Genomic DNA, 26251 nt, shown 5'->3' with positions numbered 1-26251 from the left:
GGCCGGCCGGGCCGGGTCGGACAGGCCGGTCGGCTGGCCGGGCCGGGCCGGGCCGGGTCGGACCGGTCGGCCGGCGCGGAGGCGACCGCGCGGCAGGAGTCGTGCCGTCGGCCGCCGGGGGCGGTGTGCCGTGGGCGGGGAACCGGCGTCGCGCGGTGTCCACGGAGGGTCATCCTCTCCCCCCATGACTCCCGTGATCTTCACGGGACGGCTATGGACATGACAGGCCAGGGGCCTCGAACCTGAGTCGACATCAGCGCCCCCACCCCCGCCCCCACACGCCCCGAAGGTGTCCGATGAGCCGAATACGGCACGTCAGAGGTTCCCGTCTCGCCATGGCCGGTACCGCCGCCACCACCGCGACCCTCCTGGTCGCCGCCCTCGCCCCCGGCGCCACGGCCGCCGACCGCCCGACCCGCGCCGCGGCCCTGGACCACGCCGCGGCGGCCCTGCGGGAGCACGCCGACGCGCTGGACCTGACGGGCGCTCAGGACACCGAGGTCCGCGACGTCGTCGTGGACGAGGACGGCACCCAGCACGTCCGCTACGACCGCAAATACCGCGGACTCCCCGTCCTGGGCGGCGACTTCGTCGTCCACCTCGCTCCCGACGGCGCCTTCCGCGACGCGGACCGCGCGACCGGGACGCCGGTCGCCCTGCCCGGCGTCACCCCGGGGCTGCCGGCCCCCGAGGCCGCCGACCTGGCCGCGAGCGCGCTGCGCGCCGCCAACCCGGGCGAGCTGCTGAAGCGGCTCACCGCCAAGCCGGAGCTGGTCGTCGACGCCCTGCACGGCGCCCCGAGGCTGGCCTGGCGGACCGACGCGGCGGCGCTCGACTCCCTCGGCAACCCGGTCGCCCGCACCGTCCTGACCGACGCGGGCACGGGCGCGCGCATCGACGCCTGGGACACCGTCGAGTCGGCGTCCGGCGACGGGGCGTCGCTGTACGGGGGCACCGTGCCGTTGGAGACGACGCGGTCCGGCTCCTCGTACCGGCTCGAGGACGCCACGCGCGGCGGCACGTACACCGGCGACGCGGCGGGCAGGACGGACCTGTGCATCCTCACCGTCTGCCTGGTGCGGGCGCCCGCGACGCTGTTCACCGACGCCGACAACCACTGGGGCACGGGTACCGCGGACGACCGCGCCTCGGCCGCGGTGGACGCGCAGTACGGCACGGACGCCACCTGGGACTACTACCGGGACGTCCACGGGCGCGACGGCATCGCGGGTGACGGCAAGGGCTCGTACAACCGCGTGCACTACGGCACCCGGTACAACAACGCCTTCTGGGACGACACCTGTTTCTGCATGACGTACGGAGACGGTGACGGGACGACCATGGGGCCGCTGGTCTCGCTGGACGTCGCCGGGCACGAGATGTCGCACGGGGTGACGTCGAAGACGGCGGCGCTGACGTACTCGGGAGAGTCCGGCGGGCTGAACGAGGCGACGTCCGACATCTTCGGCACGCTCGTGGAATGGCACGCGGACAACTCCGCCGACCCCGGGGACTATCTGATCGGCGAGAAGGTGGTGCGCGGCGGCTTCGGCCGCGAGGCGCTGCGGTACATGGACCGGCCGAGCCGGGACGGCAGTTCGGCCGACTGCTGGGACACCGCGCTGGGCGACCTGGACGTCCACTACTCCTCCGGCGTCGCCAACCACTTCGCCTACCTGCTGGCCGAGGGCAGCGGCGCGCGGACCGTGGGCGGCGTGGCCTACTCCTCCCCCACCTGCGACGGCTCCACGGTCGCCGGGATCGGCCGGGACAAGCTCGGCGCCATCTGGTACCGGGCCCTGACGGTCCACATGACCTCGTCGACGGACTACGCGGGCGCCCGCACCGCCACCCTCGAAGCGGCCGGTGACCTGTACGGCACCGACAGCGCCGAGTACGCCGCGGTCGGCGCGGCCTGGAGCGCGGTGAACGTGGGCTGACGGCGGCCCCGGCCGGAGGCGGCCGGGCTCGCCTACGCTGGCGGAAGACCACCACGGTGCGGACCGCGGACCCGGTCAGGGCCCGCGGTCCGCCGCAGCGAGGGGACCTCAGCCGATGAGCCTGCGCCAGTTCGAGTACGCCCTGGCCGTCGCCGAGCAGGGCTCGGTCACGGCGGCGGCGGAGGCGCTGCGCGTCGCCCAGCCCTCGGTGTCCCAGCAGATCCGCGGTCTGGAGCGGGACCTCGGCGTGGAGCTGTTCTCCCGCACGCCGACCGGTCTCGTGCCCACCGTGGCCGGCCGGGCCTTCCTGCGGGAGGCGGAGGTCGCGGTGAACGCGGCGCGCCGGGCGCGGGCGACGGCACGGGCCGGTGCCGGTGAGCTGACCGGCGAGCTGGTGGTCGCCGTGCAGATGGGCCTGGGCACGCGGCAGTTGCCGGGCGCCCTGAGCGCGCTGCGCCGCCGCTTCCCGCGCCTGGAGGTCACCGTCTTCGAGGAACCGAACCCGACCGAGCTGGAGCGGCTGGCCCGCGGGGGCGTGCTGGACCTCGCCCTCATGGCCGGGCCGTGCGACGAGGGCCTGTACGACGGTCACCACCTCGGCGACGAGGAGTTCGTCGTGGTGCTGGCCGCCGGGCACCCGCTGCTCGCCGCGGACCGCGTCGCGCTGCGGGACCTGGAGCGGGAGCCGTGGGTGCGGTTCGATCCCGCCAGCGCGCTCGACGGCGCGCTGGTGGACGTCCTGCGGGACCACGGGCTCGCCCCGACCACGGTCGCCCGCGTCTCGCAGACGGCGACGGCGGTGCGCTGGGCCGCCCACGGCCTCGGGGTGACGTTCGTTCCGGCGTCCGCGGTGCCTCCGGGTCACGAGCACCTCGTGCGCCCGGTGTCCCCGGCCGTCTCCCAGCCCGTGGTGGCCGCCGTCCGGCCCGGCGCGGGCCCGGCGGAGACGGCCCTGCTGGAGTTCCTGCGCCAGGAGACCTGGTACAGGTCCGCTCAGAGCTGGGTGGCGCCGCCGTCCGCGACCAGCTCGGCGCCGGTCGCGTAGGTGGCCTCGAAGGCGAGGAAGGCGGTGGCCCCGCCGTCCATCGGCGTCCTCGCCGTCGCGGAACCGACGCCGCTGCCGCCGCCCGTGATCAGGCGGTCCTGCCGCTGCACGCACGCCTCCCCGGGCACTCCCTTTTCCCTACCGCCGCTATTTTTGGCCCCCTGGCCGCGTTTCCGCACCCCCTAGCCGAATTTCCGGCCCCTCTGGCCTTATTTCGTCCGCTCGCCGCATTTCCAGCCCCCTCGCCATTCGGGCATTCCGAATTCCACGGAATGCCTCGCGGACGTCAGCCCCTGGGAAATTCCCCGCCGTCCACGACGAGGTTGGTCCCGGTCACCCAGCCCGCCCGGCCGGACACCAGGAACAGCACCGCCTCGGCCACGTCCTCGGGCCGGCCGTCGCGGCCCAGCGGCGGGGCGGCCGTCGGCCCCGCCCCCGCGTCCAGGCCCGCCCAGTGCTCCCGGGTCTCCTCGCCGCCCGGGGTGGCGGTCCGGCCGGGGCTCACCGTGTTGACCCGCACGCCCGAGGGTGCCAGCGCCGAGGCCAGCCCCCGGCTGTAGGTCTCCAGCGCCGCCTTGGCCGCCTGGTAGTGCAGGAACGGGGGCACCGGGGGGACGACCGCCGCCGACGAGACGTGCACGATCGCCCCCGAGCCGCGTCCCCGCATGCCCGGCGCCAGCAGCGCGTCGAGCCGTACCGCCGCGAGGAGGTTCAGGTCCAGCGCGTCCCGCCACTCGTCGTCGGGGACGGCCAGGCCGTCCCGGTGCGGCCGCGCCCCGCCCGCGTTGTGGACCAGGACGTCCACCCCGCCGAGCAGTTCCTGAGCGGCCGTGGCGAGCGCCTCCGTCCCGGCGCGGGTCCGTACGTCCGCCCGCACGAGGGCGGCACCGTCGGGCGCCGTGCCCGTGGCCGACCTGGCGGTGGTGATCACCTCGGCGCCGGCCTCCAGGAGCCGGCGGACGACGGCCGCTCCGATTCCGCGCGTGCCGCCCGTGACGAGGGCGCGCTTTCCCGCGAGTTCCCTGTTTCCCGACGCGTTTTCATTCATGGTCATTCCACTGGCCTTTCCGGAATCCCGTGACGACGCACTCACGGTAGGTCCGGGAAACGGCCAGGGGCAAAGACGGAATTGCAGCAGGGGCCATAGGAAGCCCCTATGCCTCACGAGCCGCCGTACGGCCGCTTCTCCTTCGCCTCCCGCAGGGCACGCCCCCACCACACCAGCTGGTCGAACATCGTCTTGGCCGCTGCGTCCGGGCCGGACGGGTCCGTGAGCCTGCCCTCGCCGTCGAAGGACGCGCCCGCGTTGTGGAAGGAGACGGTGTCCCGGACGGTGACGGCGTGCAGTTCGGCGAAGACCTGGCGCAGGTGCTCCGCGGCGCGCACGCCGCCGGCCATGCCGCCGTAGGAGACCAGGCCGACGGGCTTGGCCCGCCACTCGCCGAAGTGCCAGTCGATGACGTTCTTCAGCCCCGCCGGGAACGAGTGGTTGTACTCGGGGGTCAGTACGACGAACGCGTCCGCGCCCGCCAGTTTCGGGGTGATCTCCGCCAGCGCGGCGGTCGCCTCCGGTGTCGGCGCGAAGGTCGTGGGCAGGTCGGTCGCGGCGACGTCCACCACCTCGGGGACGAGGTCGTCGCGGTCGTGGAGGTGGTCCAGGAGCCAGTCGGCGACGACGGTGCCGAAGCGGCCGTGGCGGTTGCTGCCGACCAGCAGGGTCACGCGCAGGGGCGCGGTCGTGGTGTCCATGCGGGAGACCTTGGTACCTCAATCTTGCTTCAGGTCAAGCCGGGCCGCCGCCGGGCCCGTTCGGCGGCACCGTCACCCGTTCACACCCGCTCGGGGAGCGGGCCGGGCACGGGGCCGATTTCCTCGGTAGGGCCGGGCCACCGAACAGCTCAAAGGAGCAGCACCGATGCGACGTACCGCCCGCCTGCTGACCGGTACCGCGCTCGCCGTCGCGGCCGTCGGTCTGACCACCGCGGTCCCGGTGTACGCCGAGGAAGCCGTCGCCACCGGTGGTCTGACGGTGTATCCGTCCTCGGTCGTGCCGGGTGAACAGGCCGTCGTGACGGTGGCGTGCGGGGCGGGCGGCGCGGCGGCGGGAGACGCCGGCGCGGTCGGCGCGGGCACCTTCCCGCTGGCTCCGGACACGGGCGACGGCGAGACGACCGGCCGCTTCGAGGTGCCGCCGAGCGCACAGCCGGGGACGTACGAGATCGTCGCGACCTGTGCGGACGACGAACGGCGGGTGACGGGTGACCTGGTGGTCACGCTGACGTCGGCCACCGGGCGGGTGTACCCCAGAGGAAGCGTGAAGACGGGGGTCGGCGGCGCTCTCGGCCCCGACCCCGTGCAGACCGCGGCCGGCGTGGCGGCTCTCGCCGTCGCCGCCGCGGGCGGTACCTGGCTCCTGCATCGCCGGGCGAGAGGCGACGGGATCTGACGGGCACCCTCCGCTGCCCGTCCGCAGGTACCGCACTTCCCCGCCCCCTCCGGGTCCGACGCCCCTCGCGGCCCGGAGGGGGCAGGGGGCCTTTCAGGACCCGAGGAAGAGGGACGTCATGCGCAGGGTGAAAGACACCGCGATAGCCGCGGTCACCGCGGTCGCCTTCGGCTCCGGGGCGTGGCTGCTGCTCGGCGGCGCCCGCACCGACGCGCCGCCCCAGCCGTCGGCCGCGCAGGCCCGCACCGCCGGCACCGACCGGGGCGCCGCGGCCCCCGCGATGCCGCCGTCCCCGCCCGACCGTGTCCGCATCCCCGCGATCGGCGTGGACGCCCCGCTGACGGGCCTGGGACTGACCGGGGCGGGCAGCCTGGACGTGCCGCCCGCGGACCGGAAGAACCTGGCCGGCTGGTACGAGGCCGGCACCACCCCCGGCGAGACGGGCACCGCGGTCGTGGCGGGCCACGTCGACAACGCCGAGGGCCCCGCCGTCTTCTACCGTCTCGGCGCCCTGGAGAAGGGCGCGGCGATCGAGGTCGACCGGCGGGACGGGGGCGTCGCGGTGTTCACGGTGGACGCGGTGGAGGTGTACGCCGCCGACGCCTTCCCCGACGAGAAGGTCTACGGCGCCGCCGACCGCCCCGAGCTGCGCGTCATCACCTGCGGCGGCCCCTACTCACGCGGTACCGGCTACCAGGGCAACGTGGTCGTCTTCGCCCACCTGACGGGCAGCCGCTGAGACGGCCGGCACCGCTGCGCACCGCCGGGGAGCAGGGGGTGAGCGCCGAGCTGCCGGCGCCGTACACGGAGCTGCTGGAGCGCCGGCTGGCCGAGGGGCACGGGGAGGAGGGGACGACCGGCGCGGTGGAGCTGCTGGACCTGCGGCGCGGGGAGGGCGGCGGAGGGCTCGTCCCGCGGTCGGCGGGCGAGAGCGGCGGACCGGCGCTCTGAGGCAGGGCACGGCTTTCCCGCGTCCGGGGCCGTTGCGCCGGGGCGGTTCGGGGTATCCGGTGCTCGCACGTCGACTTCATGAGAGAACGGTGTCCAGCCATGGCCGAAACCCGGGACGTTGTCGAACTCATCCTCCGGGACCACCGGAGGATGGAGGACCTCTTCCGTCTGATGCGCAGCGTCGAGGCCGACCGCGCGGCCGCCCTGCGGGAGTTCGCCGACCTCCTGATCGCGCACGCGGAGGCCGAGGAGGCCAAGGTCTACCCGGCGCTCAAGCGGTACAAGAACATCGACGACGACGAGGTCGAGCACGGCGAGCACGAGCACGAGGAGGGCAACGAGGCACTGCTCGCCCTCCTGGAGGTCGACGAGGTCGGCTCCGAGGAGTGGGACTCGAAGCTGGAGGAGCTGGTGGAGGCCGTCACCCACCACGCCGACGAGGAGGAGCGCACCATCCTCAACGGGGCGCGCGAGAACGTCGCCGCCGAGCGGCGGGAGGAGCTGGGCGCGGCCTTCCTGGAGGAACGCGAGCGCCTGCTCAAGGACGGCTGCGGCGACATCGACAACGTACGCCGCATCGTCCGGTCCTGATCCCGACGCGGGCCCGGTCCCCGGCGCACTCCGGGGCCGGGCCCGCGGCTAGGCCACCCACTGCTCGTACGCCAGGTTCGCCACCAGGGCGAAGACCACCGTCAGCAGGACGACGCGGACGAAGCCGCTGCCCTTCTTGAGGGCGGTGTGGGCGCCGAACATGCCGCCGGCCAGGTTGAAGACGGCCATCAGGACGGCCAGCTGCCACAGCACCGCGCCCTGCCAGGCGAAGGTGGCGAGGGCGCCCGCGTTGGTGCAGCAGTTGACGATCTTGGCGGTGGCCGACGCCGTCACCAGGTCCAGGTGGAGCAGGGCGGTGAGGGCCAGGACCAGGAAGGTGCCGGTGCCGGGGCCGATCAGGCCGTCGTAGAAGCCGATGCCGAGGCCCGCGAGACCGATCGCCGCGAGGATCTGGCGGCGGGTGGCCGGGCCGGTGGCGGGCGCGGTGCCGAAGGCGGGGCGCAGGATGACGAAGGCCGCGACCGCCAGGAGGACGACCATGATGACGGGCTTGAGGACCTCCGTGCTCATCCCCGCCGCGAAGAACGCACCGCCCGACGATCCGGCCAGCGCCGCCAGACCGATGCGTACGGCGGTGCGCACGTCGACCGGGGCCTTGCGTGCGTAGGTCACCGCCGCGCCCGTGGTGCCGACGATGGCGACCGCCTTGTTGGTGCCCAGCGCGTGCGCGGCCGGGGTGCCGGAGGGCAGGCCGAGCAGCAGCGCGGGCAGGAGCAGCAGGCCGCCCCCGCCGACCACGGCGTCGATCCAGCCGGCCGCGAGCGCGGCGAGGCACAGCAGGACGACGGTGGTCAGCGATATGTCGGGCATGATCGTGACCCTAGGGACGGGATGGATGTGGCGTCCATCGAGATGAGGGACTTCTGAGGTTCTGGGCGGGGTCGCGGCGAGGTGGGGGCGGGTCGCGGCGAGGTGGGGGGCGGGTCGCGGCGGGGCCGCGCGGGTCCGCGCCGGGATGCCGACAGGTGGGCGGCGCGGGCTCCCGGGACCCTCACACGGACCGCCCGCGCCCGCTGAGGGCAGCGTTCCCGGTGGGAAACAGAGGGGATGCGGCCGGGTAACACCCGCCCCGCACTCTCGGTGCCATGACCTCGAAAACGCGTGTGGTGGTGATCGGCGCCGGACTGGCGGGTGTGACGCTCGCCCGGCGGCTCGCTGAGCTGGGCACGCCCGCGCTGCTGGTCGGCGACGAGGAGCACCGCCCGTACAACCGGGTGCTGCTCGCGGAGGTGCTGGCCGGACGGTACAGCCCCGAAGTGATCGCCCTCCCGGCCCCCGCCGGACTGCTGCGCGGCCGGGTCACCGGCATCGACCGGGCCGGGCGGACCGTGCGGTGCGCCGACGGGTCCGTGATCGCGTACGACACGCTGGTCCTGGCCACCGGCTCCAACGCCGTGCTGCCACCCCTGCGTGGTCTGTTCACCCCGGACCACGAGCTGCCCGAGGGCGTGCACGCGTTCCGGACGATGGACGACTGCCTCGGGCTGTCGAAGGCGGTACGGCGGGGGACGCGGGCCGTGGTGATCGGGGGCGGGCTCCTCGGGGTCTCCGCCGCCCGTGCGCTGGCCGTGCGCGGGGCGCAGGTCGTCCTGGCCCAGCAGTCCGAACGGCTGATGGAGCGGCAGCTCGACCCGGCGGCCTCCGCACTCGTGCGGCGTCACCTGGAGGGACTCGGCGTCGAGGTGCACACCGAGTGCCGGGTGCGGGACGTGCGCAGCGTCGGCGGGGCGGTGCGGTCCGTGGAGATGGGCGACGGCTACGCCCTCGGCGCCGACCTCGTGGTGCTCGCCTGCGGGGTCCGGCCGAGGACCGGGCTGGCCCGGGAGGCGGGGCTCGACGTCGGCAAGGGCGTCCTCGTCGACGACGAGCTGCGCACCTCGGACCCGCACATCCGTGCCGTCGGCGACTGCGCCGAGCACGCGGGGCGCGTGTACGGGCTGGCCGCGCCCGCCCTGGAGCAGGCCGGCGTGCTGGCCGGGCTGCTCGCGGGGGACGGCACCGCTCCCCGGCACTACTCCGGCACCCGCTCCCTGACCCGGCTCACCCTCGCCGGGTCCGCATCCCCCGGGTCCGTATCCCCCGGGTCGGCATCCCCCGGGTCCGGCGTCCCCTTCGACGGGCCGGACACCCCCTTCGACCTCGCCGCGTTCGGCGAGACCGATCCCCGCCCCGGCGACGACGTCGTGCAGCTCGCGGACGCCACCCGGGGCACCTACCGCAAGGTCGTCGTCCGCGACGACCGGCTGGTCGGCGGGGTCCTGGTCGGCGAACTCGGCACCGTCGGCGCGCTGGCGCGCGCCTGGGAGGGAGCAGAGCCGCTCCCCTCCGACGGCGGCCCCCTGCTCCACCTGCTCACCCATGACGGAGGCTCCTGATGACCGCCACCCCGGGGAACCCCCCGACGATCGTGCTTGTCGGCCACGGCATGGTCGGCCAGCGCTTCCTGGAGGCCCTCGCCGAGCGCGGCCTGACCGGCACGCACCGCGTGGTCGTCCTGTGCGAGGAGCCGCGCCCCGCCTACGACCGCGTCCAGCTCACCTCGTACTTCTCGGGGAAGACCCCCGAGGACCTGTCGATGACCGACATGGCCTTCATCGAGGAGCACGGCATCGAGCTGCGCGTCGGCGACCCGGCCGAGTCCGTCGACCGGGAGGCGCGCGAGGTGACCGCCCGCTCGGGGCTCGTCCTCGGGTACGACGTCCTCGTCCTGGCCACCGGCTCCTACCCGTTCGTCCCGCCGGTGCCCGGCAAGGACGCCGAGGGCTGCTTCGTCTACCGGACGATCGAGGACCTGCTGGCCATCGAGGAGTACGCGAGCAAGGTGACGACCGGGGCCGTGGTCGGCGGCGGGCTGCTCGGTCTGGAGGCGGCCGGTGCGCTCAAGGGCCTCGGACTCACCTCGCACATCGTGGAGTTCGCGCCCCGCCTGATGCCGGTGCAGGTCGACGAGGGCGGCGGCGCGGCCCTGCTGCGCACCATCGAGGAGATGGGCCTGTCCGTCCACACGGGCGTCGGCACCCAGGAGATCGTCACCGGCGACGACGGCGCCGTCACCGGCATGAAGCTGTCCGACGGCTCCGAACTCGCCACCGAACTGGTGGTGTTCAGCGCCGGGGTGCGGCCCCGCGACCAGCTGGCCCGGGACTGCGGCCTCGCGGTCGGCGAGCGCGGCGGCATCAGCGTCGACGAGCAGTGCCGCACCGTCACCGACCCGTACGTCTTCGCGATCGGCGAGTGCGCGCTGGCCGCCGACGGCCGGGTCTACGGGCTGGTGGCGCCCGGGTACGAGCAGGCCGAGACGGCCGCCGCGACCATCGCGTCCCGGGAGGCGTCCTTCACCGGCGCCGACCTGTCCACCAAGCTGAAGCTGCTCGGCGTGGACGTGGCGTCCTTCGGCGACGCGCACGGCACCGCCGAGGACTGCCTGGACGTCGTCTACTCCGACTCCCGCGCCGGCCTGTACAAGAAGCTGGTCGTGGGCCGCGACGGCACGCTGCTCGGCGGCATCCTGGTCGGCGACGCGGAGGCGTACGGCACCCTGCGCGCCTTCACCGGGTCGGTCCCGCCCGTCTCCCCCGAGTCCCTGGTGCTGCCCGCCGGCGCCGGCGCCCCGGCCCAGCTGGGCCCGGCCGCGCTGCCCGACGACGCGGTGATCTGCTCCTGCCACAACGTCACCAAGGGCACCGTCCGCGGCGCGGTGACGGAGCACTCCTGCACGACCGTGCCCGAGGTGAAGAAGTGCACCAGGGCCGGCACCGGCTGCGGCTCCTGCGTCAAGGTGCTCGGCCAGCTCGTCACCGCCGAGCTGGAGGCAAGCGGCGTCGAGGTCGACAAGGGCCTGTGCGGCTGCTTCGCGCAGACCCGCGAGGAGCTGTACGAGATCGTCCGCGCCCTGCGGATCACCTCCTACCGGGAGCTGCTCGACCGGCACGGCCGGGAGGGGGCGCGGGGCGGTGAGGGCTGCGAGGTGTGCAAGCCGGCGGTCGGCTCGATCATCGCCTCGCTGGCACCGGCGATCGGCGCGAGCGGCTACGTCCTGGAGGGCGAGCAGGCCGCGCTCCAGGACACCAACGACCACTTCCTGGCCAACCTCCAGCGCAACGGCTCCTACTCCGTCGTCCCGCGCATCCCCGGCGGCGAGATCGCGCCGGAGAAGCTGATCGTCATCGGTGAGATCGCCCGGGACTTCGGGCTCTACACGAAGATCACCGGCGGCCAGCGCATCGACATGTTCGGCGCCCGCGTCGAGCAGCTGCCGCTGATCTGGGCCCGTCTGGTGGACGCCGGCTTCGAGTCGGGGCACGCGTACGGGAAGTCGCTGCGCACGGTGAAGTCCTGCGTGGGGCAGACCTGGTGCCGCTACGGCGTCCAGGACTCGGTGCGCATGGCGATCGACCTGGAGCTGCGCTACCGGGGCCTGCGCTCCCCGCACAAGCTCAAGTCGGCGGTCTCCGGGTGCGCCCGGGAGTGCGCCGAGGCCCAGTCCAAGGACTTTGGCGTGATCGCCACCTCCAACGGCTGGAACCTGTACGTCGGCGGCAACGGCGGCGCCACCCCGCGCCACGCCGACCTCCTCGCGCAGGACCTCTCGGACGCCGAACTGGTCCGCCTGATCGACCGGTTCCTGATGTTCTACATCCGCACCGCCGACAAGCTGGAGCGCACCTCCACCTGGCTGGAGCGCCTCCCCGGCGGCCTGGACCACGTACGGGACGTGGTGGTGCACGACTCGCTCGGCATCTGTGACGAGCTGGAGTCGCTGATGCGGGCCCACGTCTCGCACTACCGGGACGAGTGGGCCGAGACCGTCAACGACCCGGAGAAGCTGGCCCGGTTCGTGTCCTTCGTGAACGCGCCCGACACCCCCGACCCGGTCGTGGGCTTCGTGCCCGAGCGCGACCAGATGAAGCCCGACCTGCCGCTGCTGAGCATCGGCCTGCGGCGCCCCTCGGAAGACGACCTCCTGGAAGGAAGCACCCGGCGATGACCCTGGCACCCGAACCCCTGGCGCCCCGGACGACCGACCTCAAGGTCCGGCTCAGGCTGACCGACGACTGGTTCACGGCCTGCGACCTCGACGCCCTGCTCCCGGGCCGCGGCGTGGCGGCCCTGCTGCCGGACGGCGGCCAGGTGGCCCTGTTCCGCGACCGGGACGGCGAGCTGTACGCCATCGACAACCGGGATCCGTTCACCGGAGCCGCGGTCCTCTCCCGCGGGCTGACCGGCACCCACCGGGGCCGCCCGTTCGTCGCCTCCCCGCTGCTCAAGCAGCGCTTCGACCTCGCGACCGGCGCATGCCTGGACGACGAGACGATGCGGGTGGAGACCTACCCCGTGCAGGCCGTGGAAGCCGCCTGACTCCCCGACCCTCACCTCCCTTTTGTTGACCGATCGTTCCAGACAGGTCTAGGCTGCGTGACGTGGCCAGGACCAAGGAGTTCGATCCGGACGCCGCGCTGCGGGCAGCCCTTGAGCTGTTCTGGCGGCGCGGCTACGAGGCGACGTCGATGTCCGACCTCGTCGAGCACCTCGGCGTCGGGCGCGCCAGCATCTACGCGACCTTCGGCAACAAGCGCGAGCTGTACCTGAAGGCGCTGGCGCGCTACGAGCAGGGGCTGCTCCCGGACCTGCTGCGGGACCTGTCCCGGCCGGGCCCGGCACTGCCGGGCGTGCGGTCCCTGGTGCGGCGCTACGCCGCCGAGTCGACCGCCGACGACCAGCGCCTGCACGGCTGTTTCGTCACCAACACCGCCGCCGAGCTGGCCCCGCACGACGCGGACGCGGCCCGGCGGGTCGAGCGCAACTGGGACCAGCTGGAGACGGTGCTGCACGCGGCGCTGGCCCGGGCCCGCGCCGAGGGCGAACTGCCCGCCGGGCGCGACCCGCAGGCCCTCGCCCGGATGCTGCTGGTCCTGCTCCAAGGCATGCGGGTGGTAGGGAAGGCCTCGCCGGACCCGGCCAGGGTGCGGGACGCGGCGGAACAGGCGCTCGCCCTGCTCGACTGAGACGCCGGCGCACCCCTCTTCGGAGGGGTGTTTTACGGCCCTCATACTGAAACGATCGGTCAAGAAAAGCGGCGTCGCGGTCCCGCGGCACCGCGGTCGGGAAAAGGGGAGATCCATGACCATCCAGCGCTTCACCGGCAGGACGGCCCTCGTCACCGGAGCCGGTTCCGGCATCGGCCGGGCCGTCGCACTCGCCCTCGCCGCCGAGGGCGCGCACGTCGTCGTCGCCGGGCGGACCCGGGGACCGCTCGACGAGACCGCCGCCCTGATCGAGGAGGCGGGCGGCAAGGCGCTGGCCGTGTCCGCCGACGTCACCCGGCCGGCCGACGTGGACGCCCTCGTGGCCGCGGCCGTGGAGCACTTCGGCTCCCTCGACGTGGCGGTGAACAACGCGGGCGTCTTCCGCGGCGGGGCACCCCTGGCCGACCTGGCCGACGAGGACTGGCACGCGCAGCTCGACATCAACCTCACCGGCGTGTTCCTCGCGCTGCGCGCGGAGGTCCGGCAGATGCGCGCCCAGCCGGGCGGCGGCACGATCGTGAACGTCGCCTCCACCTTCGGGGCGCACAAGCGCAGCCCGGGCGCCGCGGCCTACGCGGCGACCAAGGCGGCCGTCTCGGCCCTCACCCGGGGTGCCGCCCTGGACCACGTCGGGGACGGCGTCCGCATCAACGCGGTCAGCCCCGGCGCCACCGCCACCTCGATGTCCCTGCGGCCGGGCGAGACCGAGGCGGGGCGGGACGAGCGGATGCGCGGGGAGACGCCTCTCGGCCGGGTGTCGGCGGTGGCGGAGGTCGCGGCGGCCGTGCTGTACCTGGCGTCGGACGACGCGGCGTCGGTGGTGGGCACGGACCTGGTGGTGGACGGCGGCCAGACCGCCTGACCCGACGGTCCGCCCGCACCCGCCGCCCGCCACCGGAGCCGCCGCCGGCCCGTCATGAGTTGTCCATGGACCGTCAACCAAGCCGTCCTAGGGTCCGTGAGCGCACGCTCCCGCCGCCACCCGGCGGCGGGAGGGCCATGACACCCGGAGGCAGCAGTGGATCGTCGTACCCTCCTGCGCACGGCCGTCGTCGGCGGCTCGGCCGCCCTCGGCGGAACCCTGTGGCGCAGCGCCGCGTACGCCGCCCCCGCACAACCCGGCAGCGGACCCTACGGGGCCCTCGGCTCGGCGGACGCCAACGGCCTGCGCCTGCCGGCCGGCTTCACGAGCAGGGTGATCGCCCGTTCCGGCCAGAAGGTCGCGGGCACGTCGTACACCTGGCACAGCGCACCGGACGGTGGCGCCTGCTACGCGGACGGCTCCGGCTGGATCTACGTCTCCAACTCGGAGGTCAACCCCTCCGGCGGCGCGAGCGCGGTGCGCTTCTCGTCCACGGGGGCCGTCACCTCGGCGTACCGCGTGCTCTCCGGCACCCGGCAGAACTGCGCGGGCGGCCGGACCCCGTGGAACACCTGGCTGTCCTGCGAGGAGGTGGACCGCGGCTACGTCTACGAGACCGACCCGTGGGGCGTGAAGGCGGCGGTGCGACGGGACGCCATGGGCCGCTTCAAGCACGAGGCGGCGGCGGCCGATCCCGTCCGCAAGGTGGTGTACCTGACGGAGGACGTCACCGACGGCTGCTTCTACCGCTTCCGCCCGGCGACCTGGGGCGATCTGTCCTCCGGCACGCTGGAGGTGCTGGTGGCGGGCTCGGCCGCCGGCGGACCGGTGTCCTGGGCGCGGGTCCCCGATCCCTCCGGTGCCACCGCGACCCGCGACCAGGTCCCGGGCGCCAAGCGCTTCAACGGCGGCGAGGGCTGCTACTACGCGGACGACACCTGCTGGTTCACCACCAAGGGCGACAACCGCGTCTGGCAGTACGACGCGTCCGCCGGAACCATCGAACTCGCCTACGACGATTCCCTGGTGACCTCGGGCACGGCCCCGCTGACCGGTGTCGACAACGTCACCGGCACTTCCTCGGGCGACCTGTTCGTCGCGGAGGACGGCGGCAACATGGAGATCTGTGTGATCACGCCGGACGACGTGATCGCCCCGTTCCTCCGCGTCGACGGGCAGTCCGGCTCGGAGATCACCGGCCCCGCGTTCTCGCCGGACGGCACCCGGCTGTACTTCTCCAGCCAGCGCGGTACGAGCGGAAGTTCGTCCGGCGGGATCACCTACGAGGTGCGCGGGCCGTTCCGCGGCTGAGCCGGGGAAGGACCGCGGTCAGGGCAGCAGCGGCTCGTAGACGACCCCCGTCAGCCGCTCGGAGGCGGCCCACAGCCGCTCCCCCATCGTGTCGTCGATGGTCCAGGGCGCCCGCCAGGACGGTGCGGGCGCCCCGCGCCACATCGCGAAGGACGGGCCGGTGAAGGAGTCGGAGGGGACGCCGGGCGCGGTCGCCGCGTACAGCACGGGCAGCGCGCCGGCCTCGGGGGACTGGGCGACGGCCCGGCTGCCGAGCAGCATCAGCCGCTCGGTGACCCGGCGTCCCTCGGCGCGGGGCCCGGCGGTGTGCAGCCCGGTCCCGGCGTATCCGGGGTGGGCGGCGACCGCGCGGACGTCCGAGGCGCCCTCCCGTGCCGCGAGCCGGCGCGCCAGCTCGTGGGTGAAGAGCAGGTTGGCCGACTTCGAGCGGGCGTAGGCGGTCCAGCGCCCGTACCGCCGCACGCTGTTGAGGTCGCGCGGATCGACCCTGGCCAGCGCGTGCAGCATGCTGGAGACGGTCACGATCCGGGCGCCGGGCGCCGCGAGCAGGGAGGGCAGCAGCAGCCCGGTGAGGGCGAAATGGCCCAGGTGGTTGACGCCGAACTGGGTCTCGAAGCCGTCCGCCGTGGTCCCGTGCGCCAGCGCCATCACCCCGGCGTTGTTGACGAGGAGGTCGACCCGCTCGTACGGCAGCCCGTAGGCGAATTCCCGGACCGAGCCCAGGTCGCCGAGGTCCAGTCGCGCCACCTCCACGGCGGCGGTGGGCACCTCGCCGAGGATGCGCTCCACGACCGCGCTCCCCCGTGCCTCGCTGCGGCAGGCGAGGACGACCGTCGCGCCCTTGCGGGCCAGCTCCCGGGCGATCACGTGGCCGAGGCCGCCGTTGGCCCCGGTGACGACGGCGACGCGTCCCTCCAGGTCGGGGATGTCACCCGTGTTCCAGCCGGTCATCCGCGGCTCCTTCGCTGGTCCGGACCGTCTCACCGTACGCGTCCCGCGGGCCTGAGCGGAGAGCTACCGTCCGGTCACGTCACGTTCTCGTCACGAGTCCTCCATATGACCACCACGCTTTCGCCACCTCACTAGCTTCGTCACCTCATATCCGCTCATCCACACCATTCCCGGGACTCTCGATGAAGCTGCTCCGCAAGCCCGCCGCCGTGACCGTCGCCGCGCTGGCCCTGGCCGCCCTGCCGGCCGCCGCCCAGGCGCACGACGGCGCCCACCCGTTCAAGAACTGCACCGAGGCGTACGACGCCGGGTACTCCGACATCGAGAAGGGTGACGAGCACTACGGCGAGCACCTGGACCGCGACCGGGACGGCGTCGGCTGCGACAAGCCGCCGGCCGGCTTCGTGCCCGCGAGCGACCGGGACACCGGCGACGCGGCGGGTGCCGGGAGCGGGAAGGACTCCGGCAGCGCGGAGGGCGGCGGGGACACCGACGGGCAGCGGGACAAGGGCACCGACCTCGCCGAGACCGGCGGCGGCGACAGCACACCGTACATCGCGGCGGGCGGCGGGATCGTCGTGCTCGCGGGCGGCGGGCTGCTGCTGGCCGCCCGCCGGCGCCGGGACGACGGCGCCGCCTGACCGTCCGGCCGCAGCACCCGGAACCGGAGCGCCCGGCCGGAGCGCCGGTGCCCGGCGCAGGGGCCCGGAGCCCGTCCGCCCGACGGCGGCGGGGCTCCGGCCTCCTCGGACCGGCCCCGACGACTCCGGACCGGTCTCCGACGACCCCGGGCGGGCCTCCGCCTACCTCGGACGGGCCTCCGGCGGCTTCCGGCGGGCCTCCGCGGGCCTCGGGCGGGCCTCCGGCGACTTCGGGCGGGGCTCCGGCGTCTTGAGGCTGAAGGCGGCGCTGCTGAGCCAGCGCCGCGCGGCCCGGGCCACCGGGCGCTCGACGAACCGCTGCACCACGTAGGCCAGCGCGACCAGGGCGCCGACGACGACGCCGACCATCACCCAGGGATCGGCCCGGTCGCCGAAACGGTGCAGGAGGTTGACGCCGATGGCGTCGTGCAGCAGGTACAGCGGGAAGGTCAGCGTGCCCGCGACGGTCAGCCCGCGCCAGCGGATGCGGCTGGTCCAGCCGAGGGCGACGGCGGCGATCAGCAGGAAGAAGACCGTGATGACCAGGACCAGCCAGCCGCGTCCCGGCTGCCACGAGTCCCAGTTGAGGCGGCCCCCGTCGGGGGTCAGCAGGTAGTGCAGCGCCACCAGCCACGACATGGCGACGATGCCCCACAGCAGCGGCGTCGGCCGGTAGCGGTACATCAGGTAGAAGGCCATGCCCGCGATGAAGTACGGGGCGGACGGCGGGTTCACCAGCAGCGTGAGCAGGTGGATGTCGGCGCTGGGCGCGAGCACCGCGGCGACGGTCCACAGGCCGCAGTAGATCACCACGCGCTGGTAGGTCAGGCCCTTCCACACCACGACCGCGAAGGTGAGGTAGAAGCACAGCTCGGGCCAGAGCGTCCAGTAGACGGAGTCCAGGTTGTCGACGCCGAGCGGCGTCTGGAGCATCGTCAGGTTGGCGAAGATGACGCGCGGGTGCGGCTGCCCGAACGGGTTGTCGGCGAAGTAGATCACGCAGGCCGTGATGGCGACGGCCGCCCAGTACATCGGGTAGAGCCGGGTGACGCGGGAGATGAAGAAGTCCCGTGGGGTACGGCCCCACGCGCTCATGCAGATGACGAATCCGCTGATGAGGAAGAAGAGTTCGACGCCGAGCCGGCCGTAGGCGAAGGTGGCGTGCGCGTCAGGGAAGACGGTGTCGACGGGGCGGCCCCAGATGGTCTCCATGGTGGAGGGGACCTGGCCGACGAAGTGGAAGAAGACGACGGACAGGGCCGCGAGGAAGCGCAGTCCGTCCAGCGCCGCGAGCCGGTTCCTGGCCACCGGAGGCCCGGCCTCGGGGACCCGCTCCCGCACGCCGGTGCGGGGGCTGGGCACCGCGTCCGCGGCCCTGTCCCCCCTCCCGTCCCGGCCGGCCGTGGCGACCGCTTCCCTGTGCTCCGTCTGCGTCATCCAACCACCGTTCCGGGTGTCGGCCGCTGTCCGTCGCCAGGGCCCGCCAACTTCGCTGACAGCTAGCTGCTGCTCAGTCCACGGGAGTTCACACCGTTGAACGCGTCACAAAAGGCGGACCGACGAGAGGTGCCGCGGGAGGCGGCCGGCGACGTGCGAAGGGCGGCACCCCCGCACGGGTGCCGCCCTTCCTCGTGGTCCGGAGCCGCCGCCGATCGGTGAGGGTGGTCGGGTGACAGACGGCGGCTCCGGGGCTTCGTGCCCCTTTCGGTGACCTACCGGTGGTCGCTGCCCTTCGACCGCGACGCCGCCCGGCCTGCCTCCAGGCGGGCCACCGGGATCCGGAACGGGGAGCAGGAGACGTAGTCCAGGCCCACCTCGTGGAAGAAGTGGACGGACTCCGGGTCACCGCCGTGCTCGCCGCAGACACCGAGCTTGAGGTCGGGGCGCGTGGCGCGGCCGGCCTTCGCGGCGGCGGCGACCAGGGAGCCGACGCCGTCCTTGTCGATGGTCTCGAACGGGGAGACGCCGAAGATGCCCTTCTCCAGGTAGGCCGTGAAGAAGCTGGCCTCGACGTCGTCGCGGCTGAAGCCCCACACGGTCTGGGTCAGGTCGTTGGTGCCGAAGGAGAAGAACTCCGCGGCCTCGGCGATCTGGCCGGCGGTCAGCGCGGCGCGCGGCAGCTCGATCATCGTGCCGATCGACAGCTTGAGCCTGGTGCCGGTGGCGGCCTCGACCTCGGCGATGACCTGGTCGGCCTCCTCGCGGACGATCTCCAGCTCCTGGACGGTGCCGACCAGCGGGATCATGATCTCGGCGCGCGGGTCGCCCTTGGCCGCCTTGCGCTCGGCCGCTGCCTCGGCGATCGCGCGGACCTGCATGGTGAACAGGCCGGGGATGACCAGCCCGAGACGCACACCGCGCAGGCCCAGCATCGGGTTCTGCTCGTGCAGCCGGTGCACGGCCTGGAGCAGCCGCAGTTCGTTCTCGTGCGGCTCCTGCCGGGACTCGGCGAGCGCGACGCGCACCGACAGCTCGGTGATGTCGGGCAGGAACTCGTGCAGCGGCGGGTCGAGGAGGCGGACGGTGACGGGCAGCCCGTCCATCGACTCGAAGAGCTGGACGAAGTCCTGCTTCTGGAGCGGCAGCAGCTCCTTCAGGGACTCCTCGCGCACGGCCTCGGTGTCGGCCAGGATCAGCCGCTCGACCAGCTCGCGCCGGTCGCCGAGGAACATGTGCTCGGTGCGGCACAGGCCGATGCCCTGGGCGCCGAAGCGGCGGGCGCGCAGCGCGTCCTCGGCGTTGTCGGCGTTGGCCCGCACCCGCAGCCGGCGCTTGCGGTCGGCGAAGGCCATGATCCGGTGCACGGCCTCGACCAGCTCGTCGGCGTCCTCGGCACCCGCGTGCATGCGGCCCTCGAAGTACTCGACGACCGGCGACGGCACGACCGGCACCTCGCCGAGGTAGACCTTGCCGGAGGAGCCGTCGATGGAGATCACGTCGCCCTCCTCGACGACGTGCCCGCCGGGCACGGTCATCCGGCGGCGCTTGGTGTCGACCTCCAGCTCCTCGGCACCGCAGACACAGGTCTTGCCCATGCCGCGGGCGACGACGGCCGCGTGGGAGGTCTTGCCGCCGCGCGAGGTCAGGATGCCCTCGGCGGCGATCATGCCGTCCAGGTCGTCGGGGTTGGTCTCGCGGCGCACCAGGATGACCTTCTCGCCGGACCGGGACCACTTGACGGCGGTGTACGAGTCGAAGACCGCCTTGCCGACCGCCGCGCCGGGCGAGGCCGCGATGCCCCGGCCGACCTTCTCGACCTTCGCCTCCTCGTCGAAGCGGGGGAACATCAGCTGCGCGAGCTGGGCGCCGGTGACCCGCTGGAGGGCCTCGGCCTCGTCGATCAGCCCCTGGTCGACGAGCTGGGTGGCGATGCGGAAGGCGGCGCCCGCGGTGCGCTTGCCGACGCGGGTCTGGAGCATCCACAGCTGGCCGCGCTCGATGGTGAACTCGATGTCGCAGAGGTCCAGGTAGTGGTTCTCCAGCGTCTCCATGATCTGCATCAGCTGGTCGTACGACTTTTTGTCGATCTGCTCCAGCTCCGCCAGCGCGACGGTGTTGCGGATGCCGGCGACGACGTCCTCGCCCTGGGCGTTCTGGAGGTAGTCGCCGTAGACGCCCTGGTGGCCCGAGGCGGGGTCGCGGGTGAAGGCGACGCCGGTGCCGGAGTCGGGGCCGAGGTTGCCGAAGACCATGGAGCACACGTTGACGGCGGTGCCGAGGTCGTGCGGGATGCGCTCCTGGCGGCGGTAGAGCTTGGCGCGCTCGCCGTTCCAGGAGTCGAAGACCGCCTTGATGGCGAGGTCCATCTGCTCGCGCGCGTCCTGCGGGAAGTCCCGGTCGGCCTCGGTCTTGACGATCTTCTTGAACTTGGTGACGAGCTTCTTGAGGTCGGCGGCCTCCAGCTCGGTGTCGACCGCGACCTTCTTGGCGGCCTTCGCCGACTCCAGCGCGTCCTCGAAGAGTTCGCCGTCGACGCCGAGGACGGTCTTGCCGAACATCTGGATCAGGCGGCGGTAGGAGTCCCAGGCGAAGCGGTCGTCGCCGGCCTGCTGGGCCAGGCCCTGCACCGACTTGTCGGAGAGGCCGATGTTGAGGACCGTGTCCATCATGCCGGGCATGGAGAACTTGGCCCCGGAGCGCACCGACACGAGGAGCGGGTCGTCGGCCTGGCCGAGCTTCTTGCCCATCTTCTCTTCGAGGGCGTCGAGGTGCGCGCTCACCTCGTCGCGCAGGGCCGCCGGCTCCTCGCCGCTGTCGAGGTAGGTCTTGCAGGCCTCGGTGGTGATCGTGAAACCGGGAGGGACCGGCAGACCCAGGTTGGTCATCTCGGCGAGGTTGGCGCCCTTGCCGCCGAGGAGGTCCTTGAGGTCCTTGTTGCCCTCGGTGAAGTCGTAAACGAACTTCGGCGCGTTCGCTACCTGGGGATCTTTGTTTTCCGACACGGGTCTCGACTCCTCGAGGACGCGGTGGCTGCCCTGACGGCGAGGAATCTACCCAGATCAAAGGCACCTGGGTACGTCCACTTGCGCGTCATGCGCCCGTAACCACTCGTCCGCCAGCGGATCGAAAGTCAAGGCTTGGCAAGCGACCGATGGCCAATGTTTTCACTTCTTGAACTCAAGCCCGCTCGAACACGGGTCGTGTCGCTCATCTGAGCATCATTCTCCACGCTTGAGTTCGATCGATGAACGATCAAGGCATGGCACTCAGTGCCACCCTTTGGAGAAGTGGAATCGCCCATGATCCGCTCATCTGAGCGCAGGCCCTATCAGAGGTGGCGAGAATCACGCTTCCACAGACAGCCGGATTTCACCATCCGGACCGGTGAACGGACCGCTCGCGCGGGACGTAGGAGAGTGCGGCGGGTCCCGGCCCCCTCGCCGGGGCCCGCCGTCCACCGGGTTTCGCACGGAAGGACCTTCGGGTGCCCGTCATCACGCCTTCTCCCCGGCCGTCGCAGCCCGCCGACGGCGGCCCCGAGACCCCCGGCGCACCCGGTTCCGCCCCGTCCGGTGCCGTGCGGGCCCTGCGGGCCCGTCTCGCGCGCCACCGGGCGTGGCGCACCCGGCACCCGCGGACCGCCCTCGTCGTCCGCCGGAGCACGACCGCACTTTCGGCCATTCTCGTGCTCGGCGCCCTGCTGCTGCCGAACACGCTCACCGCCCTGGAGCCCAGCCGGTTCGCGCGGATCCCGGTGGAGGCGGTCATCGCGGCGGTGCTGCTGCTCTGCCTGCCCCGGGTGCCGCGTCTGGTGGCGGCGGCGCTGTTCGGGACCGCGCTCGGCGCCCTGACCGTGCTGAACCTGCTCGACATGGGCTTCACCGAGTATCTGGGCCGGAGCTTCAACCTGGTCCTGGACTGGAGCCTGCTCGACGACGCCCAGTCCTTCGTGGCGGACTCGATGGGCGGGGCGGCGGCGGCCTGGGCCGCGGTGGGAGCCGTCGTGCTGGCCGCCGCGCTGCTGGTGCTCACGGCGCTGGCGGCGGTCCGGCTCGGCGAGCTGCTCGCCGCGCACCGGGAGCGGGCGGCGCGGGGCGCGCTGATGACGGGCACCGTGTGGATGACCTGCGTGGCGCTGGGCGTGCAGACCTTCGGCCTGCCGGTCGCCACCAGCAGCGCCTCCCGGGCGGCCGAGGCGCAGGCGCACCGGGTCGTGGACACGCTCAGGGACGAGGCGGCCTTCGCGAAGGAGGCGAAGGCGGACCGCTTCGGCGCCACGCCCGGCGCGCAGCTCGTGCCGGACCTGCGCGGCAAGGACATGATCTTCACGTTCATCGAGAGCTACGGTCGCAGCGCGATCGAGGACCCGGTGATGGCACCGGGTGTCGACCGGACCCTGGACGCGCGCACCGATGCGCTGGCGAAGGCGGGCTTCCACGCCCGCAGCGGCTGGCTGACCTCGGCGACGTACGGCGGCAGCAGCTGGCTCGGGCACTCCACCTTCCTGTCCGGCCTGTGGGTGGACAACCAGCAGCGCTACCGCACCGTCACCGCCGGCGACCACCTCACCCTCACCAAGGCGTTCGAGAAGACCGGCGACTGGGACACCGTCGGGATCATGCCCGGGGTGCAGAAGGCCTGGCCGGAGGCCGGCTGGTACGGCCTGGACAAGGTGTACGACGCCTTCGGCATGGGCTACCGGGGACCGAAGTTCAGCTGGTCGACGATGCCCGACCAGTACGCGCTGGAGGCGTTCCAGCGCCTGGAGCACGGCAGGAAACGCGACAGGCCGCTGATGGCGGAGGTCATCCTCACCTCCAGCCACCAGCCCTGGGCGCCGATCCCGCGGACGGTCGGCTGGGACGAGATCGGCGACGGGTCGGTGTACGACGGCATCGAGGCGTCGGGCGTGAAGGCGGCCGACGTCATCACCGACTCCGCCCGCTCGAAGGAGGAGTACGGCAAGTCGATCCAGTACTCGGTCACCAGCCTCACGCAGTGGCTGGAGCGCTACGGCACCGACGACACCGTCCTCGTCTTCCTCGGCGACCACCAGCCGCTCGCCCGGGTCAGCGGCGACCGGGCGAGCCGCGACGTCCCGGTGTCGGTCGTCGCCAAGGACCCGAAGGTGCTCGACGCGATCGACGACTGGAACTGGACGGAGGGCCTCAGGCCCGCCGAGGACGCCCCGGTGTGGCCGATGAGTTCCTTCCGCGACCGCTTCCTGACGGCGTACGGCTCCGTCCCGCACCCCACCGGGGCCGGTGGCTGATCAGCCGCCGGAGGTGTCCAGCTCCGCGTCCTCGCCGACGCCCGCGCAGTCGTACGGGTCCTTGAGCCAGCCGTCCGGCAGGACCACCCGGTTGTTGCCGGAGGTACGGCCTCGGGGGCCGTCGGCGCCGGCCGGCCAGGGCTGGTCGAGGTCCAGCTCGTCCAGCCCGGCGCGCAGCGCCTCCAGCGAGGAGGTGATCCCGAGCCGCTTGCGCATCTCGGAGCCGACGGCGAAGCCCTTGAGGTACCAGGCGACGTGCTTGCGGAAGTCGATGACGCCGCGCGCCTCGTCGCCGATCCACTCCCCCAGCAGCGTGGCGTGCCGGACCATGACGTCGGCGACCTCGCGCAGGGTGGGCCGGACGAAGGAGTCGGTGCGCCCCTCGAAGGCGGCGACCAGGTCGGCGAAGAGCCACGGCCGTCCCAGGCACCCGCGCCCGACGACGACGCCGTCGCAGCCGGTCTCCCGGACCATCCGCAGCGCGTCCTCGGCGCACCAGATGTCGCCGTTGCCGAGCACCGGGATCTCCGGGACGTGCTCCTTGAGGCGGGCGATGGCGTCCCAGTCGGCGGTGCCGCCGTAGTGCTGGGCGGTGGTGCGGCCGTGCAGGGCGATGGCGCTCACGCCCTCCTCGACGGCGATGCGGCCCGCGTCGAGGAAGGTGAGGTGGTCGTCGTCGATGCCCTTGCGCATCTTCATGGTGACGGGAAGGTCCCCGGCGCCGGTGACGGCCTCGCGGACGATGGCCCGCAGCAGGTTCCGCTTGTACGGCAGGGCCGAGCCGCCGCCCTTGCGGGTGACCTTGGGGACCGGGCAGCCGAAGTTCAGGTCGATGTGGTCGGCGAGGTCCTCCTCCGCGATCATGCGGACGGCCTTGCCGACGGTCACCGGGTCCACGCCGTACAGCTGGATCGAGCGCGGGGTCTCGGTCGCGTCGAAGTGGATGAGCTGCATGGTCTTCTCGTTGCGCTCGACCAGGGCCCGCGTGGTGATCATCTCGCTCACGAACAGGCCCTTGCCGCCACTGAACTCACGGCACAGCGTGCGGAAGGGAGCGTTGGTGATCCCCGCCATCGGGGCCAGCACCACGGGCGGCGCGACGGTGTGCGGGCCGATCCGCAGCGGCGCGGCGGTGGCGTGGGGGGCGGGCGTGGTGAGCGTGGACATTCCTCCATTGTCACGTACGCGCGGCGGTGCCCGTCGCGGCTCGGTGCGGCCGGGCGAAGGGCGGCGGGGCGGCGGGGCGGCGAGGATCATGTATGGGTCATTAGTTAGCCGCACTATCGAAACGGGCGTACGATGGAGTCCATGCCCGAGCTGACCCGTCGCCGCCGCATGCTCGTGCTCGCCATCTGCTGCATGAGTCTGCTGATCGTGAGCATCGACAACACGATCCTCAACGTCGCCCTCCCCTCCATGCAGCGCGATCTGCACGCGAGCACGTCGGGGCTTCAGTGGGCCATCGACGCGTACACGCTGGTGCTGGCCGCGCTGCTGATGCTCTCCGGCTCCACCGCCGACCGGATCGGCCGCAAGCGGGTCTTCATGACCGGCCTGGTGATCTTCACCATCGGCTCGCTGCTGTGCTCGCTGGCTCCCGGTCTGTCCTCGCTGATCGTCTTCCGGATGATGCAGGCGGTGGGCGGTTCGATGCTCAACCCGGTGGCCATGTCGATCATCACCAACACCTTCACCGACCCGCGCGAGCGCGCCCGCGCGATCGGCGTCTGGGGCGCGGTGGTCGGCATATCCATGGCCGCCGGTCCGCTGGTGGGCGGGGTGCTGGTCGAGTCGGTCGGCTGGCGCTCGATCTTCTGGGTCAACCTGCCGGTGGGCCTGGCCGCCCTCCTCCTCACCCTCCGCTTCGTCCCCGAGTCCCGCGCGCCGAAGGCCCGCCGGCCCGACCCGCTGGGCCAGCTGATGGTGATCGTGCTGTTCGGCTCCCTGACCTACGCGATCATCGAGGCGCCGGACGCCGGGTTCACCAGCGTGCTGCCCTTCGCGGTGCTGGCGCTGGCCGCGCTGATCGGCCTGCTCGTGCACGAGCCCCGGCGCACCGACCCCCTCATCGAGCTGAGGTTCTTCCGGTCGGCGCCGTTCAGCGGGGCCACCGTCATCGCGGTCAGCGCCTTCGCCGCGCTGGGCGGCTTCCTGTTCCTGTCCACGCTGTACCTCCAGAACGTGCGCGGGCTGAGCGCCCTGGAGGCCGGCCTGTGGATGCTGCCGATGGCCGTCCCGACCTTCCTGTGCGCCCCGCTCTCCGGCCGCCTGGTCGGCAGCCGGGGGCCGCGCCTGCCGCTGCTGATCGCGGGCGGCGCGCTGACGGTCAGCGGGACGCTGTTCGCCGCCTTCGAGGCCGAGACCTCCGACCTCACCCTCTTCCTCGGCTACGTCCTGTTCGGGGTCGGCTTCGGCTTCGTCAACGCGCCCATCACCAACACCGCGGTCTCCGGCATGCCCCGCGCCCAGGCCGGGGTCGCCGCGGCCGTCGCCTCGACCAGCCGCCAGCTGGGCCAGACCCTCGGCGTGGCGGTGATCGGCGCGGTGCTGGCGACGGGCGTGGGCGCGTCGTCGTACCGCGACACCTTCGTCTCCGCCGCCCGCCCCGGCTGGTGGATCCTGGCCGCCTGCGGCCTGGCGGTCCTCGTCCTCGGCGCCGTCACCAGCGGGCGCTGGGCCCACCGCACGGCGGAGCGGACGGCGGAGCGCCTGCGTGCGCCGGAGGTGCGGGAGTCGGCGCGGGCGGGGGTGTGA

At 73.2% G+C, this 26251-nt stretch carries 23 protein-coding genes; 15 read left to right on the top strand and 8 right to left on the bottom strand.

Features of this window, described 5'->3' with window-relative positions:
- Positions 1-296: 296 nt before the first annotated feature.
- Together ACIBCJ_RS08290 and ACIBCJ_RS08285 are read left to right on the top strand one after the other, a co-directional pair.
- Positions 297-1940, top strand: a complete 1644-nt coding sequence (locus ACIBCJ_RS08290) for a M4 family metallopeptidase (protein ID WP_365979165.1) — start codon at positions 297-299, stop codon at positions 1938-1940.
- 115 nt (positions 1941-2055) lie between these two features.
- Positions 2056-2985: a LysR family transcriptional regulator gene (locus ACIBCJ_RS08285; protein WP_362504098.1), complete on the top strand. Its 930-nt coding sequence runs from the start codon at positions 2056-2058 to the stop codon at positions 2983-2985.
- Here the strand turns inward: ACIBCJ_RS08285 and ACIBCJ_RS08280 are convergent.
- The 3 genes from ACIBCJ_RS08280 to ACIBCJ_RS08270 form a co-directional block, all read right to left on the bottom strand.
- Positions 2934-3095: a hypothetical protein gene (locus ACIBCJ_RS08280; protein ID WP_362099230.1), complete on the bottom strand. Its 162-nt coding sequence runs from the start codon at positions 3093-3095 to the stop codon at positions 2934-2936. The genes ACIBCJ_RS08285 and ACIBCJ_RS08280 overlap by 52 nt on opposite strands.
- Positions 3096-3271: 176 nt before the next feature.
- Positions 3272-4039 (bottom strand): SDR family oxidoreductase, encoded by a 768-nt coding sequence (locus ACIBCJ_RS08275; RefSeq protein WP_362099232.1) that lies wholly within the window; start codon positions 4037-4039, stop codon positions 3272-3274.
- Positions 4040-4146: 107 nt separating this feature from the next.
- A complete protein-coding gene (locus tag ACIBCJ_RS08270) occupies positions 4147-4734 on the bottom strand; it encodes an NAD(P)H-dependent oxidoreductase (protein WP_365979164.1) in 588 nt (195 codons plus the stop codon).
- A gap of 166 nt (positions 4735-4900) precedes the next feature.
- Here ACIBCJ_RS08270 and ACIBCJ_RS08265 point away from each other — a divergent pair, with 166 nt between their 5' ends.
- The 4 genes from ACIBCJ_RS08265 (at position 4901) to ACIBCJ_RS08250 (ending at position 6973) form a co-directional block, all read left to right on the top strand.
- On the top strand, positions 4901-5431 hold the full coding sequence (locus tag ACIBCJ_RS08265) for a hypothetical protein (RefSeq protein ID WP_362099238.1): 531 nt from the start codon (positions 4901-4903) through the stop codon (positions 5429-5431).
- A 118-nt stretch (positions 5432-5549) separates the two neighbouring features.
- The gene (locus tag ACIBCJ_RS08260; protein ID WP_365979163.1) at positions 5550-6170 is read left to right on the top strand and encodes a class F sortase; all 621 of its coding nucleotides are present in this window, start codon (positions 5550-5552) and stop codon (positions 6168-6170) included.
- A 38-nt stretch (positions 6171-6208) separates the two neighbouring features.
- Positions 6209-6382 (top strand): hypothetical protein, encoded by a 174-nt coding sequence (locus ACIBCJ_RS08255; protein WP_365979162.1) that lies wholly within the window; start codon positions 6209-6211, stop codon positions 6380-6382.
- 99 nt (positions 6383-6481) lie between these two features.
- On the top strand, positions 6482-6973 hold the full coding sequence (locus tag ACIBCJ_RS08250; RefSeq protein WP_362099247.1) for a hemerythrin domain-containing protein: 492 nt from the start codon (positions 6482-6484) through the stop codon (positions 6971-6973).
- A gap of 48 nt (positions 6974-7021) precedes the next feature.
- Here ACIBCJ_RS08250 and ACIBCJ_RS08245 read toward each other — a convergent pair whose 3' ends face one another.
- Positions 7022-7804 (bottom strand): TSUP family transporter, encoded by a 783-nt coding sequence (locus ACIBCJ_RS08245; RefSeq protein ID WP_052838266.1) that lies wholly within the window; start codon positions 7802-7804, stop codon positions 7022-7024.
- Between the two features lie 275 nt (positions 7805-8079).
- Between ACIBCJ_RS08245 and ACIBCJ_RS08240 the strand changes: the two genes are divergently transcribed.
- The 6 genes from ACIBCJ_RS08240 to ACIBCJ_RS08215 all read left to right on the top strand — a co-directional run bounded on the left by ACIBCJ_RS08240 (position 8080) and on the right by ACIBCJ_RS08215 (position 15193).
- Positions 8080-9369, top strand: coding sequence for an FAD-dependent oxidoreductase (locus tag ACIBCJ_RS08240; RefSeq protein WP_362099251.1), 1290 nt, complete (start codon positions 8080-8082; stop codon positions 9367-9369).
- Positions 9369-11981: a nitrite reductase large subunit NirB gene (gene nirB / locus ACIBCJ_RS08235; protein ID WP_365979161.1), complete on the top strand. Its 2613-nt coding sequence runs from the start codon at positions 9369-9371 to the stop codon at positions 11979-11981. Before ACIBCJ_RS08240 ends, nirB begins: the two co-directional genes overlap by 1 nt.
- The gene (nirD, locus tag ACIBCJ_RS08230; RefSeq protein ID WP_362099257.1) at positions 11978-12352 is read left to right on the top strand and encodes a nitrite reductase small subunit NirD; all 375 of its coding nucleotides are present in this window, start codon (positions 11978-11980) and stop codon (positions 12350-12352) included. The genes nirB and nirD overlap by 4 nt, the downstream gene beginning before the upstream one ends.
- A gap of 62 nt (positions 12353-12414) precedes the next feature.
- A complete protein-coding gene (locus tag ACIBCJ_RS08225; RefSeq protein WP_362099260.1) occupies positions 12415-12999 on the top strand; it encodes a helix-turn-helix domain-containing protein in 585 nt (194 codons plus the stop codon).
- Positions 13000-13114: 115 nt separating this feature from the next.
- Positions 13115-13882 (top strand): glucose 1-dehydrogenase, encoded by a 768-nt coding sequence (locus ACIBCJ_RS08220; protein ID WP_365979160.1) that lies wholly within the window; start codon positions 13115-13117, stop codon positions 13880-13882.
- Between the two features lie 156 nt (positions 13883-14038).
- Positions 14039-15193: an alkaline phosphatase PhoX gene (locus ACIBCJ_RS08215; RefSeq protein WP_365979159.1), complete on the top strand. Its 1155-nt coding sequence runs from the start codon at positions 14039-14041 to the stop codon at positions 15191-15193.
- A gap of 18 nt (positions 15194-15211) precedes the next feature.
- Here ACIBCJ_RS08215 and ACIBCJ_RS08210 read toward each other — a convergent pair whose 3' ends face one another.
- Complete coding sequence (locus ACIBCJ_RS08210; RefSeq protein WP_362099269.1) at positions 15212-16144, bottom strand: oxidoreductase; 933 nt, start codon at positions 16142-16144, stop codon at positions 15212-15214.
- A 182-nt stretch (positions 16145-16326) separates the two neighbouring features.
- Between ACIBCJ_RS08210 and ACIBCJ_RS08205 the strand changes: the two genes are divergently transcribed.
- Positions 16327-16785 (top strand): excalibur calcium-binding domain-containing protein, encoded by a 459-nt coding sequence (locus ACIBCJ_RS08205; RefSeq protein WP_362504125.1) that lies wholly within the window; start codon positions 16327-16329, stop codon positions 16783-16785.
- 162 nt (positions 16786-16947) lie between these two features.
- On the opposite strand, the gene ACIBCJ_RS08200 is transcribed toward ACIBCJ_RS08205, so the two are convergent.
- Together ACIBCJ_RS08200 and ppdK are read right to left on the bottom strand one after the other, a co-directional pair.
- Positions 16948-18222 (bottom strand): acyltransferase, encoded by a 1275-nt coding sequence (locus ACIBCJ_RS08200; RefSeq protein ID WP_365979158.1) that lies wholly within the window; start codon positions 18220-18222, stop codon positions 16948-16950.
- Positions 18223-18497: 275 nt separating this feature from the next.
- A complete protein-coding gene (gene ppdK / locus ACIBCJ_RS08195; RefSeq protein WP_365979157.1) occupies positions 18498-21227 on the bottom strand; it encodes a pyruvate, phosphate dikinase in 2730 nt (909 codons plus the stop codon).
- A 482-nt stretch (positions 21228-21709) separates the two neighbouring features.
- Between ppdK and ACIBCJ_RS08190 the strand changes: the two genes are divergently transcribed.
- Positions 21710-23497 carry a CDP-alcohol phosphatidyltransferase gene (locus ACIBCJ_RS08190; protein WP_365979156.1) on the top strand — a complete coding sequence of 596 codons (1788 nt, stop codon included), beginning with the start codon at positions 21710-21712 and terminating at the stop codon, positions 23495-23497.
- On the opposite strand, the gene dusB is transcribed toward ACIBCJ_RS08190, so the two are convergent.
- On the bottom strand, positions 23498-24664 hold the full coding sequence (gene dusB / locus ACIBCJ_RS08185; protein ID WP_365979155.1) for a tRNA dihydrouridine synthase DusB: 1167 nt from the start codon (positions 24662-24664) through the stop codon (positions 23498-23500).
- A gap of 141 nt (positions 24665-24805) precedes the next feature.
- Here dusB and ACIBCJ_RS08180 point away from each other — a divergent pair, with 141 nt between their 5' ends.
- Positions 24806-26251, top strand: a complete 1446-nt coding sequence (locus tag ACIBCJ_RS08180; RefSeq protein WP_362504137.1) for an MFS transporter — start codon at positions 24806-24808, stop codon at positions 26249-26251.

The organism is Streptomyces sp. NPDC051136, from assembly GCF_044455745.1.
Taxonomy (GTDB): domain Bacteria; phylum Actinomycetota; class Actinomycetes; order Streptomycetales; family Streptomycetaceae; genus Streptomyces.
Note: the sequence above shows the minus strand (reverse complement) of the source record. Positions and strands in the feature narration are given on the sequence as shown.

Bases quoted from the DNA above. Each gene is read 5' to 3' on its own strand.
- ACIBCJ_RS08290 (WP_365979165.1), top strand. From the start codon at position 297: ATGAGCCGAATACGGCACGTCAGAGGTTCCCGTCTCGCCATGGCCGGT.
- ACIBCJ_RS08285 (WP_362504098.1), top strand. From the start codon at position 2,056: ATGAGCCTGCGCCAGTTCGAGTACGCCCTGGCCGTCGCCGAGCAGGGC.
- ACIBCJ_RS08275 (WP_362099232.1), bottom strand. From the start codon at position 4,039: ATGACCATGAATGAAAACGCGTCGGGAAACAGGGAACTCGCGGGAAAG.
- ACIBCJ_RS08270 (WP_365979164.1), bottom strand. From the start codon at position 4,734: ATGGACACCACGACCGCGCCCCTGCGCGTGACCCTGCTGGTCGGCAGC.
- ACIBCJ_RS08265 (WP_362099238.1), top strand. From the start codon at position 4,901: ATGCGACGTACCGCCCGCCTGCTGACCGGTACCGCGCTCGCCGTCGCG.
- ACIBCJ_RS08260 (WP_365979163.1), top strand. From the start codon at position 5,550: ATGCGCAGGGTGAAAGACACCGCGATAGCCGCGGTCACCGCGGTCGCC.
- ACIBCJ_RS08250 (WP_362099247.1), top strand. From the start codon at position 6,482: ATGGCCGAAACCCGGGACGTTGTCGAACTCATCCTCCGGGACCACCGG.
- ACIBCJ_RS08245 (WP_052838266.1), bottom strand. From the start codon at position 7,804: ATGCCCGACATATCGCTGACCACCGTCGTCCTGCTGTGCCTCGCCGCG.
- ACIBCJ_RS08240 (WP_362099251.1), top strand. From the start codon at position 8,080: ATGACCTCGAAAACGCGTGTGGTGGTGATCGGCGCCGGACTGGCGGGT.
- nirB (WP_365979161.1), top strand. From the start codon at position 9,369: ATGACCGCCACCCCGGGGAACCCCCCGACGATCGTGCTTGTCGGCCAC.
- nirD (WP_362099257.1), top strand. From the start codon at position 11,978: ATGACCCTGGCACCCGAACCCCTGGCGCCCCGGACGACCGACCTCAAG.
- ACIBCJ_RS08220 (WP_365979160.1), top strand. From the start codon at position 13,115: ATGACCATCCAGCGCTTCACCGGCAGGACGGCCCTCGTCACCGGAGCC.
- ACIBCJ_RS08210 (WP_362099269.1), bottom strand. From the start codon at position 16,144: ATGACCGGCTGGAACACGGGTGACATCCCCGACCTGGAGGGACGCGTC.
- ACIBCJ_RS08205 (WP_362504125.1), top strand. From the start codon at position 16,327: ATGAAGCTGCTCCGCAAGCCCGCCGCCGTGACCGTCGCCGCGCTGGCC.
- ACIBCJ_RS08200 (WP_365979158.1), bottom strand. From the start codon at position 18,222: ATGACGCAGACGGAGCACAGGGAAGCGGTCGCCACGGCCGGCCGGGAC.
- dusB (WP_365979155.1), bottom strand. From the start codon at position 24,664: ATGTCCACGCTCACCACGCCCGCCCCCCACGCCACCGCCGCGCCGCTG.
- ACIBCJ_RS08180 (WP_362504137.1), top strand. From the start codon at position 24,806: ATGCCCGAGCTGACCCGTCGCCGCCGCATGCTCGTGCTCGCCATCTGC.